Genomic DNA, 12,181 nt, shown 5'->3' with positions numbered 1-12,181 from the left:
GGCCTGCGGGGTCGCGGGTCGCATCGAGGTTACGTAGATGAAAACCCGCTCCATCCGGCGCTATGCCGGCGCCCTGCTCTGCTCCGCCCCGGCCATCGCCGCCGCCCAGCAAGCCGCCCCCGACACTCCCCAGTTCGACGCCATCACGGTCACCGCCCAGCGCGTGCCGACCGACGGCCGCACGCTGCCGGTGTCGATCTCGATCATCACCGCCGAGGACATCGCCGCGTCCAGCGCCCGCACCATGCAGGACGTGCTGTCGACCCAGGCCGGCATCCATCTGATCAACACCAGCAGCTCCAGCGACAACTCCATCGTCGACCTGCGCGGCTTCGGCATCACCGGCGCCAGCAACACGCTGATCCTGATCGACGGCGTGAAGCAGAACACCAACGACCTGTCGGCCCCGAGCCTGGGCGTGGTGCCGCTGGACCAGGTCGAGCGCATTGAAATCGTGCGCGGCAGCGGTTCGGTGCAATATGGCGGCGGCACCACCGGCGGCGTGATCAACATCATCACGCGCCCTGATTTCGCCAAGGAACCGGTAAGCGCCCGCGCCACCGCCACCTTCGGCAGCTACGGCCTGCGCCAGTATGACGCCGCCGTGGCCATGAACAATGAAAAGGTCGGCATCGACGCCTACATGCAGTCGCTGCACAGCGACGGCTACCGCGATCACAGCGGCGAGCGGCGCGAGGGCGGCGGCGGCGGCATCACCTTCCGCCATGACGACGGCTCGATCCGCCTGTACGGCCGCACCACCACCCAGAAGCTGGAACTGCCCGGCCCGCGCACGATCAACCCCAAGACCGGCCTGAACGAATACCAGGACGATCCGCGCGGCTCGAAGAACGACGTCGATTACGTCAAGACCACCACCACCACCTTCGGCCTGCAGCTCGAGCAGGCCATCGGCGCCGGCACCTTGTACGCCGACCTGTCGACCCGCGAAAAGAAGCTCGACGGCCTGACCTACGACGGCTTCGGCGACATCCTGCGCGACCAGAAGCTGGAAGAGAACATCGCCAGCGTGCGCTACCGCCTGCCGATCAACGGCGGCCACAGCATCGTCTTCGGCGCCGACGGCCAGGAAGCCAAGACCACCGCCAACCAGAACGCCTACTACGACTTCCAGCCCTCGAAGTGGCAGTCGCGCCAGCACCAGTACGGCCTGTTCGCCGAAGGCCAGGTACGCGCCACCGATACCACCTACGTGACGGCCGGCGTGCGCCGCCAGTACGCCTCCGACGACCTCGACGTGATTTCCGGCTCGGGCACGGCGTCGGACCGCAGCAACCACCTGACCGCCTGGCAGCTGGGCGTGCGCCAGGACCTGCCCGCCGGCTTCGGCGTGTATGGCAAGGTCGGCCGCAGCTTCCGCCTGCCCAACGCCGATGAACTGCTGTCGGTGCAGACCCCGCTGGCGCCGCAGACCTCCACCGACAAGGAAATCGGCGTGACCTGGCAATCGGCCAGCAGCAGCGCCCGCCTGTCGTACTTCCGCTATGACCTGACCAACGAGATCCAGTACAACCCGCTGGCCGACGGCATCTGGGGCCCGGGCACGGGCGCCAACACCAACCTGGATCCGACCCGCCGCCAAGGCATCGAACTGGAAGGCCACACCGCCATTTCCAGCAGCGTGTCGCTGGACGCCAACCTGACCTGGATGGAAGCGCAATTCCGCTCCGGCACCTACGCCGGCGTGGACCTGGCTGGCAAGACCGTGCCGCTGGCGCCCAAGTGGCTGGCCAACGCCGGCGTGACCTGGCGTCCCACCGATGCGTTCCTGTGGAACGTGACGGCGCAATACGTGGGCAAGTCGCGCATGGACAACGACCAGGCCAACCAGTTCGCCAAGGAACTGGACGCCTACGTACTGTTCAACACCAAGGTGGCGTACAAGTTCACGCGCAACATCGAAGGCGCCATCGGCGTGAACAACATCTTCGACCGCCAGTACGCCACGTACGGCATCCGCGGCGGCAATGCTTCGTTCGAGATGCTGGGCCCGGTCGCCAACTACAGCCTGTACCCCGCGCCTGGCCGCAACTTCTACGCGTCGCTCACGCTGCGCTACTGATCGCGGCATTCCGATATAGTCGGCGTTCCCCGCTGGCTATATCGGTCTCCTGCATGACCCGCGCACGCACCCTCCCTCGCATCGCTCCGGGGCTGTTCCTGGCCCTGGGCGCGCTGCTGTCTGCGGGACCCGCCGCGGCAAGTTCCCTGGCAGGTCCGGCAACCCGTGCCGCGGCCGGCGCGGCCATCCAGGTCCGCGACGACCAGGGACGCCAGGTCTCGCTGGCCGCCCCCGCGCAACGCGCCGTCACCCTGGCCCCGCACGCCACCGAACTCGTCTTTGCCGCCGGCGCGGGCGACCGGCTCATCGCCACCATCCGCGGCAGCGACTATCCGCCCGCCGCTCGCCAGCTGCCCGTCATCGGCGACGGCACCCAGCCCGATCCCGAACGCGTGGCGGCCGTGCGTCCGGACCTGCTGATCGCCTGGCAGCCCGCCGCCGCCGCGCCGCTGGCGCGGGTGATGGACAAGCTGGGCGTGCCGGTGTTCTACAGCGATCCGCAGACCCTGGCCGCCATCCCCGATGCAGTCGAACGCATGGGTGCCCTGTTCGGCACCGAAGCGCAGGCGCGGCCCGCGGCCCAGGCCCTGCGCGCGCGGCTGGACGCCCTGGCCGCCCGCTATGCCGGCCGCCGCCCCGTGCGCGTCTTCGTGCAGGCGGGGCTGGATCCCATCTACACCCTGAACGACAGCAGCATCGTCAGTGACGCCCTGCGCGTCTGCGGCGGCGTCAATGTCTTCGGCCAGGCCCCCGTGGTGGCGCCCCAGGTCACGCTGGAAAGCGTGCTGGCGGCGCGGCCCGAGGCCGTGCTGGCCGGCACGTCCCGACCCGAGGACGGCGCCCGCAACCTGGCAGCCTGGCAGGCGCTGGGGCTGCCCGCCGCGCGGCTGGGGCACGTGTACGGCGTGGACGCCGACGCCCTGTACCGCCCGGGTCCGCGCCTGATCGACGCCGCCGAGGCGATCTGCGCCGATCTGGACCGCCTGCGCTGAACCGCGTCCGCGCCGCGATCTGCAAATAGTGGAACGCTACATTTCACCGGACGGGTCTGCCGCGCGGCGCCGTGCTTTATCATTCGTCCAACGAATCGCCAGTCCCCGCGGGTCTCGCATCGTGCGCACCCGCCCTTTGAACCTCCGCCATGACCACTCAAGACACCCTCACCATCGCCGGCCGCGCCTACTCGTCGCGCCTGCTCGTCGGCACCGGCAAGTACAAGGACTTCGAACAGACCCGCGCGGCGTTGGACGCCAGCGGCACCGAGATCGTCACCGTCGCCATCCGCCGCACCAATATCGGCCAGAACGCCGGTGAACCGAATCTGCTGGACTACGTCCCGCCGTCCAAATTCACGCTGCTGCCCAACACCGCCGGCTGCTACAGCGCCGACGAGGCCGTGCGCACGCTGCGCCTGGCGCGCGAACTGCTGGACGGCCATGACCTCGTGAAGCTGGAGGTGCTGGGCGACCCGCAGACCCTGTTCCCCAACATGCCGGAGACGCTCAAGGCCACCAAGACCCTGGTGGACGAAGGCTTCAAGGTCATGGTGTATTGCACCGACGATCCCATCCAGTGCCGCATGCTGGAAGACCTGGGCGCGGTCGCCGTGATGCCGCTGGCCTCGCTGATCGGCTCGGGCATGGGTATCCTGAATCCCTGGAACCTGCGCCTGATCATCGAACAGGCCCGCGTGCCCATCGTGGTGGACGCCGGCGTGGGTACCGCGTCGGACGCCACCATCGCCATGGAACTGGGCTGCGACGCCGTCCTGATGAACACCGCCATCGCCGGCGCGCGCGATCCCATCCTGATGGCCAGCGCCATGAAGAAAGGCGTGGAAGCCGGCCGCGAGGCCTTCCTGGCCGGCCGCATGCCCAAGAAGCTGTACAGCGGCGCTCCCAGCTCGCCCAACGAAGGCCTGATCACGGCAGGCGCCCCCAAATGAACGGTCGCCAGCAGGCCGCCAGCGGCCGTCCCATCCCCAACGCGTTGACCATCGCCGGCGTCGACCCGTCCGGCGGCGCCGGCATCCTGGCCGACGTGAAGGCCATGAGCGCGCTGGGCGCCTACGGCTGCGCGGTGATCGCCGCGCTGACGGCGCAGAACACCCAGGGCGTCACCGGCATCTCTGCGGTGCCGCCCGCTTTCGTTGGCCAGCAGATCGACACGCTGTTCGCGGACGTGCGCATCGACGCGGTCAAGATCGGCATGCTGGGCCAGCAGCCGGTGATCCAGGTGGTGGCCGAGAAGCTCGCCAAGTGGACCCCCGCCCACGTGGTGCTGGACCCGGTCATGGTGGCCAAGAGCGGCGACCTGCTCCTGGAGCGCGACGCCGTGGGCGCCATGCGCGAAGCCCTGCTGCCGCAGTCCACCCTGCTGACGCCCAACCTGCCCGAAGCCGGCGTGCTGCTGGAAGAGCGCCCGGTCGAGACGGTCAAGGAAATGCGGCGCGTGGCCGAACGCCTGCGCAACAAGCTGGCCCATTCGGGCGAGCGCTGGGTGCTGGTCAAGGGCGGCCACCTGCCCGGCAACGAGACCATCGACCTGCTGCACGACGGCGACCGCATGATCGAGCTGCCCGGCCACCGCATCGAAACCGCCAATACCCACGGCACCGGCTGCACGCTGTCGGCGGCGCTGGCCGCCCTGCTGCCGCAAACCGGGGACGTGCCCGAGGCGGCGCGTCGCGCCAAGGCCTACCTCACGGAGGCCATCCGCCACGCCGAGCGCCTGTCGGTGGGGTCGGGCCACGGCCCGGTGCACCACTTCCACGCCTGGTGGTAGATCCGGACGTCTGAAACATCTGTCGGCGGGGCCGGGCGTCACAGTACGCTACGAATCGGTACAATGGTCTGTTGATTCCTCTGTTTTTTCTGACCGTCATGAACGCTTCGACCCTGCCCGACGTAGAACAAGCCCGCTTCAACATGGTGGAACAGCAGATCCGCCCGTGGGACGTTCTGGACGCCAACGTGCTGCAAGCGCTGTTCGATGTGCGCCGCGAACAATTCGTTCCGCCGGCCCTGCGCGCGCTGGCGTTTTCCGACCTGGAACTGCCGCTTGAGATCAACGCGGTCAACACCCGCCAGAACATGCTGGCGCCCAAGGTGGAAGCCCGCCTGGCGCAAGAGCTGCAGCTGACCAAGTCCGACTGCGTGCTGGAGATCGGCACCGGCTCCGGCTACCAGGCCGCGCTGCTGGGCTACCTGGCGCAGCAGGTCACCTCGGTCGAAATCGACAGCCGCCTGGTGACGTTCGCGCAGCAGAACCTGCAGATGAACAACGTCACCAACGTCAAGGTCGAAACCGGCGACGCCCGCAACGGCTGGGGCTCCACCGAATACGACGCCATCCTCGTCACGGGTTCCGTGCCGACCGTCCCCGACGCGCTGAAGTACCAGCTGCGCGTGGGTGGCCGCCTGGTCGTGATCGTGGGCCAGGCCCCCGTCATGACGGCCTGTCGCATCACCCGCACCACCGCGGCCAGCTTCGAAACGGTGAACCTGTTCGAAACCGTCATCAAGCCGCTGCGCGGCGTCACGGTCTCCCAGTTCAAGTTCTGATCCCCAACCCTGCCGCCCGGCGCCTGCCTCCTTGACGGGGCCGCCGCGCCCCGGGCGGCCCGGCGTATCGTTGACCAACATGCGTTTCCGATTGCTAACGGCTTTACTGGTTTTTACCTGCGCCGCAAGCGTCGGCCCGACGCTTGCCCGCGCGCAGAACCTGATCCAGATCTGGCAATCGGCGCTGGGCAATGACCCGATCTACGCCGCAGCGCGCGCCAACTATCGCGCCGGCCTGGAAAAAGAGCCCCAGGCCCGTTCGCTGCTCCTGCCCTTGATTTCCGCCGAAGCCGGCGGCGCCTACCAGGAAACCCGCAGCACTCGCGGCATGGGCATCGCCTATAGCGGCGGCCGCGGCGTCTGGGATTTGTCCCTGACCCAGCCGCTGTTCGACTGGGGCCGCTGGCAGAACTTCGAGCAGTCCAAGCTGATCGTCGCCGACGTCGAAGTGCAGCTGCAACAGGCTTACCAGGACTTGCTGCTGCGCGTGGCCGACGCCTATTTCAACGTGCTCTACGCCCAGGACACGCTGACCGCCACCGAGGCCGAGAAGGCCGCCGTGGCCGGGCAGCTGGAATCCGCCAAGCGCAACTTCGAACTCGGCAACGCCACCATCACCGACACCTACGAAGCGCAGGCGCGCTACGACCTGGTGGTGGCGCAGGAGCTGCGCCTGCAGAACGACCTGGAAGTCCGCCGCGACGAACTGGCCAAGATCATCGGCACGCCGCCCGGCGCCTTGTCCGAACTGCCCTATGGCGTGCAACTGCCCGCGCCGCAGCCCGCCCGCGTGGCCGACTGGAGCAACCAGGCCGAGTCCTCCAGCCTGGACGTGCTGCGCGCGCAGCTCCTGACGCGCATCGCCGGCCGCGAGATCCAGATCGCCAAAAGCGGCCACTATCCCACCCTGAACCTGCGCGCCAGCAGCGGCAGCGCCAGCGACGCCGTGATGCGCAATGCCGCGCCCGGCAAGCCCATCGACAGCACCATCGGCGTGGTGCTGTCGATCCCGCTGTACTCGGGCGGCGGGGTGTCGTCGCAAGTGACCGAAAAGGTCCAGCTGGAACAGAAGGCGCGCCATGACTATGAGGCAGCGCGCCGCCAGGCCGTGCAGGCCGCGCGCCAGTACTACACCGGCGTCACCAGCGGCCTGGCCCGCATCCAGGCGCTGGAGGCAGGCGAAAAATCCAGCCGCGCCGCGGTCGAGGCCAACCGCACCGGCTACGAGGTCGGCGTGCGCATCAACCTGGACGTGCTCAACGCCCAGCAGCAGCTCTATGCCACCCAGCGCGACCTGGCGCTGGCGCGCTACAGCACGGTGCTCGCCAGCCTGCGCCTGAAGGCCACCAGCGGCATCCTGGCCGAAGCGGACCTGGAAGCAATCAACCGCCTGCTGCGGGAACCGCGCTGAGCCGCTACGGGGCCCGGTTTACTTGTTCTGGATTTTCTTCACGAGCGCCGTGGTCGAGCGCTCGAACTCGAATGGAATCGCCACCGCGCGGCCGCCCCAGCTATTGACCAGGGCGGTCTCGGGCAGCTTTTCCATGTCGTAGTCGCCGCCCTTGACGATCAGGTCCGGCTTGAGCTGGCCGATCAGGGCTTCGGGCGTGTCTTCATGGAAGGACGTGACCACGGTCACGAAGCCCAGCGCCGCCAGCAAGGCGGCGCGGTCTTCCATGCGATTCAGCGGACGCTCGGCGCCCTTGCCCAGGCGCCGCACCGACTCGTCGGTGTTCACCGCCACCACCAGGGTCGCGCCCAGTTGGGCGGCCTGGTCGAGGTAGGTCGCGTGGCCCCGGTGCAGGATGTCGAAGACGCCGTTGGTGAACACCAGCGGCCGCGGATAGCGGCCGTCGGCGACGGCAGCGACGCATTCGTCGCGGGACAGGACCTTGGATTCGAAACGGGCGGCAGGCATGCGGCGATTGTATCGCCCCGGCTCAGGCGCCGCCCAGGATGATCTGCTTTTCCTTGGGCACGATCAGGGCCGTCATTTCCTTGCGGTAGCGGTTCAGGTCCTTCACCGTTTCGAAGCTGCGGTCCATCAGCTTGGACAGGATGTGCAGGATACGGGTGGCGACCTTCTGCTCCCACACGCCGTCAAAGCGGATCTGCGTGTCCAGCCAGTGCTCCAGCCAGCCGGGTTCCGGCAGGCGCGACTGCACCGTGTCGTTGGGGAACAGGTCCTTGTTCACGTGCAGGTTGGTCGGATGCAGGGCCTGCTGCGTGCGGCCGGCCGACGCCATCAGCACGCCGATCTTGGAGAACGCCAGGCGCGCCTGCTCGCTCGTGTCCTGGCCGCGGTCGTGCAGCGCGCGGCGCATGTACTGCAGGTAGGCGCCGGCGTGGCGGGCCTCGTCCTGGGCCACGGTCTTGTAGATGGCCTTGATGACCGGTTCCGTGTGCCATTCGGCGGCGCGGCGGTACCAGTGGTTCAAACGGACTTCGCCGCAGAAATGCAGCATCAGGGTTTCGAGTTCGGGCGCGGCGTCGAACTCGAAGCGCACGTTGTGCAGCTCTTCCTCGGTGGGCACCAGGTCCGGACGGAAGCGGCGCAGGTATTCGATCAGCACCAGCGAATGCTTCTGCTCTTCAAAGAACCACACCGACATGAACGCGCAGAAATCGCTGTCGCCGCGGTTGTCGCGCAGGAACATTTCGGTGGCCGGCAAGGCGGCCCATTCCGTGATGGCGTTCATCTTGATCGTGTGTGCCTGCTCGTCCGAGAGCTTGCTGCGATCGAAGTCGCCCCAGGGAATGTCATGCGCCATGTTCCAGCGCACGGCTTCCATGGTCTTGAAGAGTTCAGGATAAAGCATGGTCTGCCCTTGTATTCGTCCCGCTAGTGGGGCTATAGATATAGAGATTAAGAATGGCGCGCGCGCTGCCGGCGAGGGCGCTGCATTCATCCACCGCAGCGCTATTTTTCGCCGTGTACCGCGAAGCTATGATGACCGTTTCATGAATGAAACATGACAGATACCGTCTAGATCATCGCGCCGCCTATCGGGTCAAGGCCCATATCGCGACCCCGATGGCAACCGCGGCCACCCCAACCAGCGCTGCAACCAGCCGGTTGTTCTGTTCCTGGGCCCGCCGCAACTGGATCATCTCGGCCAGCAAGGCGGGCGAGACGTTGGGACGGCTCAGGTGGTCATGGACCAGCCTGGGCAAAGCAGGCAGCATTTGCGACCACTGCGCGGCTTCTTTTTCCAGGCTCTGCCGCAGCCCCTTGAATCCGACGCGCTGACGCATCCAGCGTTCCAGATAGGGCTTGGCGGTCTTCCAGAGATCCAGGTTGGGATCGAGCTGGCGGCCCAATCCTTCAACGTTCAGCAGGGTCTTCTGCAACAGGACCAGCTGCGGCTGGATCTCCACATTGAACCGGCGCGAGGTCTGGAACAGCCGCAAGAGCACCTGCCCCAGCGAGATCTCCGACAATGGCCGGTCAAAGTACGGTTCGCAGACGGCGCGCACGGCGCCTTCCAGTTCTTCTTCGCGCGTATCGGGCGGCACCCAGCCCGATTCAATGTGCAGTTGCGCCACGCGGCGGTAATCGCGGTGGAAGAAGGCCAGGAAATTCTGCGCCAGGTAATTCTTGTCGAACTCGGACAGCGAGCCCACGATGCCGAAGTCCAGGGCAATGTAGCTGCCCAGCGTTTCCGGACGGTCGGACACGTAGATGTTGCCCGGGTGCATGTCGGCGTGGAAGAAGCCGTCGGTGAAGACCTGGGTGAAGAAGATCTCCACGCCGGTGCGCGCCAGCGTCGGGATGTCGATGCCGGCCTCGCGCATGCGCTCCACCTGGCCCACCGGCATGCCGTACATGCGCTGCATGGTGAAGACCGTGGATGCCGTGTATTCCCAGATCACCTCGGGCACGATCAGCATGTCGCCGCGGCCGGACTCGGGGCCGAAGTTGCGGCGCAACTGGCTGCAATTGGACGCTTCTCGCACCAGGTCCAGCTCGTCGTGCAGGTACTTGTCGAACTCGGCCACCACTTCGCGCGGCTTCAGGCGGCGGCCGTCGGCGCCCAGGCGCTCGATGATGCGCGCCACCACTTTCAGCAGCGACAGGTCTTTCTCGATGATGCTGAGCATGCCCGGGCGCAGCACCTTGACCGCGACCTCGCGGCCGTCGTGCAGCACGGCAAAGTGCACCTGCGCGATCGAGGCCGAGGCCACCGGATCCACTTCGAACTGCGCGAACAGCTTCTCGGGCGGCGCGCCCAGCGCCGCCTCGATGCAGGCCGCGGCCTGCGCCGAGGGGAACGGCGGCACGCGGTCCTGCAAGAGCGCCAGTTCGTCGGCGATATCGGCGGGGATCAGGTCGCGGCGGGTGGACAGCACCTGTCCGAACTTCACGAAGATGGGGCCCAGCGACTCCAGCGCCAGGCGCAGCCTCAAGCCGCGCGGCTTGCGCGGACGCGTGCCCAGGCGGATGACGCGCAACAGGCAGGTGGCCAGCGGATGGTTCAGGCTGGAGAGCACCAGCTCATCCAGGCCGTAGCGCAGCGAAACCAGAATGATGCGGAAAAGGCGCAGCAAGGGAAACATGTATCAGGCGCCCCGCTTTGCGCTGGCGGATGCCAGGCGGGTTTGCAGCGCGGCGGCCGAGCGGGCCAGCGCCTCGGCGCGGGCGTTCAGCTCGGCCAGGTCCAGCCGCCACTGCTCCAGCGCCGGTCGGCTGGCCAGCATGCCGCTTTCCTCGGACAGGTACTCGGACACGTTCTCGGCCAGTCTCAGGCTGGCCGTGCGCGCGCCGCCGGCGGCCGCGCGCGCCCCGCCCACCAGGCGCAGCGCGGCGATGTCGCCCACCACCCGGGCCAGCGCGTCCTCCGGATCCCAGCGCAGCTGCTTGGACAGGTCCGACACCACCTGCGCCAGCGCCGCGTCGCCTGAGATATGGGTGGCCTCGGCGAAATCGGGGCGTTCGCGGTCCGCGCCCAGGCGCGGCAGCGGCAGTTTTTCAGGCGCGACCGTCAGGGTCACGTCGGGCACCACGGCCGCATCGGCCTGGGCCGCCAGGCCTTCGCTATCGATGGTAAGGCCCAGGCTGAAGCCGCCCAGCGCGAAACGCACCGTCTTGCCCGCATGCCGGACCAGGCGCGCACGCGCCCAGTCCTCGCGCCGCAACAGGGCGTTGAGCGCGCTTACAGCCAGTCGCGAGGGGGTGGGCAGGAACGGAAGAGGCAGCATGGCGGTCTGCAACGGCCCCGATTGCGGGGGTTGCGGAAGTTAATGGGTAAATCGGGAGTGTAACGGGTTAGATGGCTGGGTGTTTTGCGCAAGCACATGGAAAAACCGGCCCTGTAAGGGCCGGTTCAAACAGATGCCTTGCGGCATCCGCAACGGAGGTGGGGATCGGCCCCGGCCGGCCAGGCTTAGCTGGCGAGATCCACCGGGATCTGCTGGATGCCTGCCAGCAGCCAGCCGCCATTGGCGGGCTTGAACAGGTTCCAGACTTCCTCGAAGCGGAAGGCCTCGGCGCCCGGCGCTTCGCGCAGCATGCCGGAGAAGCGCACGCTGGCCAGGTGGCCGTCGGACACGGTTTCGATGCCCAGCATTTCAGCGTTCAGCAGGACCACTTCGGTCTTGTTGGGCGCCGCGCCGCGCTCGGCCAGCTGCGGCTTGAGCTCGGTGATCAGGTCGTCGGTCAGGAACTCGCGCAGGCCATCGGTGCTACCGCTGTCCCAGACGGCCTGGATGCGCACGAACTGCTCCTTGGCCTGCTTCAGGAAGTTGGGCGTATCGAAGTCACCCGGCACGAACCAGTTGTTGTCGTCGCCCATCTTGGGCATCGCGGCCGGCGCCGCGGCGGCGGCAACCGGAGCCGCTGCAGCAGGAGCCGCCGGCTTCAGCGTTTCACGCCACATCGGCTGCTGTTGCTGCTGGCCCGGCGCGTTGTTGGCGCCACCGAACGCGCCCTGCGTGGCAGTGCGCGGACCGGCGCCGCGCAGGCGGCGGATGATGAACATGACGGCGAACACGACCGCGGCGATCAGCAGCGCGGAACCGAGGAACTCGGCGAAAGCGCCCGACAGGCCCATGCTGGAGAGCAGCGCGGCGATACCCAGGCCAGCGGCGATGCCGGCGATGGGGCCGAGCCAGCGCGAAGCGCCGCTCTTGGCGGCGGCGCCCGCAGTGGCAGCGCCGGCCGTGGCCGCGCCGGCGGCTGCCGGAGCGGCGGTAGCGCCCGCCGTGTTGCTGGCGGCGGTCGGCGGCGTGGTCGCCTGGCGCTGCTGGGTCACGTTGGAGGATTGTCGGCCGACGCTGCTGCCGCCGCCCGCACGGCGGGCTTCGGCGTCAAAAGACGCCGTCACCAGTGCCGCGCCGGAAACGGCGATCAGCGCCGCGGCGACAAACCGCGAAAGACAGAATTTGGACATAGGTTTGCTCCCTCGTACTCGCGCTCCTGCCGCCCCGAGCAGCAGGAAGTCCCACGGACCGCGGGACCTTCGTCGCGACTTTTCTTACATTAATCTGAATACCGTAAGAATAACGGACAAGACGCCGCCCCACAAGTTCCCGCAGG

The 12,181-nt window shown here is 67.7% G+C and carries 11 protein-coding genes; 6 read left to right on the top strand and 5 right to left on the bottom strand.

All coding sequences use genetic code 11. From position 1 onward, the window contains the following. Positions 1–37: 37 nt before the first annotated feature. From IB257_RS10065 to IB257_RS10040, 6 genes are all read left to right on the top strand, one after another. The gene (locus IB257_RS10065) at positions 38–2,083 is read left to right on the top strand and encodes a TonB-dependent receptor (RefSeq protein ID WP_192492240.1); all 2,046 of its coding nucleotides are present in this window, start codon (positions 38–40) and stop codon (positions 2,081–2,083) included. Between the two features lie 53 nt (positions 2,084–2,136). Beyond that, positions 2,137–3,075, top strand: coding sequence for a cobalamin-binding protein (locus IB257_RS10060; protein WP_175212759.1), 939 nt, complete (start codon positions 2,137–2,139; stop codon positions 3,073–3,075). Positions 3,076–3,224: 149 nt separating this feature from the next. After that, positions 3,225–4,028 carry a thiazole synthase gene (locus IB257_RS10055; protein WP_192492239.1) on the top strand — a complete coding sequence of 268 codons (804 nt, stop codon included), beginning with the start codon at positions 3,225–3,227 and terminating at the stop codon, positions 4,026–4,028. Beyond that, positions 4,025–4,867 (top strand): bifunctional hydroxymethylpyrimidine kinase/phosphomethylpyrimidine kinase, encoded by an 843-nt coding sequence (thiD, locus tag IB257_RS10050; protein ID WP_054454982.1) that lies wholly within the window; start codon positions 4,025–4,027, stop codon positions 4,865–4,867. The genes IB257_RS10055 and thiD overlap by 4 nt, the downstream gene beginning before the upstream one ends. Before the next feature lie 98 nt (positions 4,868–4,965). Next, the gene (locus IB257_RS10045) at positions 4,966–5,646 is read left to right on the top strand and encodes a protein-L-isoaspartate O-methyltransferase (protein WP_054454984.1); all 681 of its coding nucleotides are present in this window, start codon (positions 4,966–4,968) and stop codon (positions 5,644–5,646) included. A 79-nt stretch (positions 5,647–5,725) separates the two neighbouring features. Next, the gene (locus IB257_RS10040) at positions 5,726–7,057 is read left to right on the top strand and encodes a TolC family outer membrane protein (protein WP_175180440.1); all 1,332 of its coding nucleotides are present in this window, start codon (positions 5,726–5,728) and stop codon (positions 7,055–7,057) included. A gap of 18 nt (positions 7,058–7,075) precedes the next feature. Here the strand turns inward: IB257_RS10040 and rfaE2 are convergent, their stop codons facing one another. The 5 genes from rfaE2 to IB257_RS10015 form a co-directional block, all read right to left on the bottom strand. Next, positions 7,076–7,564, bottom strand: coding sequence for a D-glycero-beta-D-manno-heptose 1-phosphate adenylyltransferase (rfaE2, locus tag IB257_RS10035; RefSeq protein ID WP_175180439.1), 489 nt, complete (start codon positions 7,562–7,564; stop codon positions 7,076–7,078). A gap of 22 nt (positions 7,565–7,586) precedes the next feature. After that, positions 7,587–8,465, bottom strand: coding sequence for a ferritin (locus tag IB257_RS10030; RefSeq protein WP_054454988.1), 879 nt, complete (start codon positions 8,463–8,465; stop codon positions 7,587–7,589). A 184-nt stretch (positions 8,466–8,649) separates the two neighbouring features. Then, a complete protein-coding gene (ubiB, locus tag IB257_RS10025; RefSeq protein WP_054454990.1) occupies positions 8,650–10,203 on the bottom strand; it encodes a ubiquinone biosynthesis regulatory protein kinase UbiB in 1,554 nt (517 codons plus the stop codon). 3 nt (positions 10,204–10,206) lie between these two features. Continuing rightward, positions 10,207–10,845 carry an SCP2 domain-containing protein gene (locus tag IB257_RS10020; RefSeq protein ID WP_054454992.1) on the bottom strand — a complete coding sequence of 213 codons (639 nt, stop codon included), beginning with the start codon at positions 10,843–10,845 and terminating at the stop codon, positions 10,207–10,209. Positions 10,846–11,030: 185 nt separating this feature from the next. Further along, the gene (locus tag IB257_RS10015; protein WP_119452176.1) at positions 11,031–12,035 is read right to left on the bottom strand and encodes a Tim44 domain-containing protein; all 1,005 of its coding nucleotides are present in this window, start codon (positions 12,033–12,035) and stop codon (positions 11,031–11,033) included. Positions 12,036–12,181: the final 146 nt, after the last annotated feature.

The sequence above is a fragment of the Achromobacter sp. ACM03 genome, assembly GCF_014851665.1.
Classification (GTDB): domain Bacteria; phylum Pseudomonadota; class Gammaproteobacteria; order Burkholderiales; family Burkholderiaceae_B; genus Achromobacter; species Achromobacter aegrifaciens.
Note: the sequence above shows the minus strand (reverse complement) of the source record. Positions and strands in the feature narration are given on the sequence as shown.

Coding starts and splice junctions, on each gene's coding strand:
- IB257_RS10020 (WP_054454992.1), bottom strand. CDS start 10,845: ATGCTGCCTCTTCCGTTCCTGCCCACCCCCTCGCGACTGGCTGTAAGC.
- IB257_RS10040 (WP_175180440.1), top strand. CDS start 5,726: ATGCGTTTCCGATTGCTAACGGCTTTACTGGTTTTTACCTGCGCCGCA.
- rfaE2 (WP_175180439.1), bottom strand. CDS start 7,564: ATGCCTGCCGCCCGTTTCGAATCCAAGGTCCTGTCCCGCGACGAATGC.
- IB257_RS10030 (WP_054454988.1), bottom strand. CDS start 8,465: ATGCTTTATCCTGAACTCTTCAAGACCATGGAAGCCGTGCGCTGGAAC.
- IB257_RS10060 (WP_175212759.1), top strand. CDS start 2,137: ATGACCCGCGCACGCACCCTCCCTCGCATCGCTCCGGGGCTGTTCCTG.
- IB257_RS10055 (WP_192492239.1), top strand. CDS start 3,225: ATGACCACTCAAGACACCCTCACCATCGCCGGCCGCGCCTACTCGTCG.
- ubiB (WP_054454990.1), bottom strand. CDS start 10,203: ATGTTTCCCTTGCTGCGCCTTTTCCGCATCATTCTGGTTTCGCTGCGC.
- IB257_RS10015 (WP_119452176.1), bottom strand. CDS start 12,035: ATGTCCAAATTCTGTCTTTCGCGGTTTGTCGCCGCGGCGCTGATCGCC.
- IB257_RS10065 (WP_192492240.1), top strand. CDS start 38: ATGAAAACCCGCTCCATCCGGCGCTATGCCGGCGCCCTGCTCTGCTCC.
- IB257_RS10045 (WP_054454984.1), top strand. CDS start 4,966: ATGAACGCTTCGACCCTGCCCGACGTAGAACAAGCCCGCTTCAACATG.
- thiD (WP_054454982.1), top strand. CDS start 4,025: ATGAACGGTCGCCAGCAGGCCGCCAGCGGCCGTCCCATCCCCAACGCG.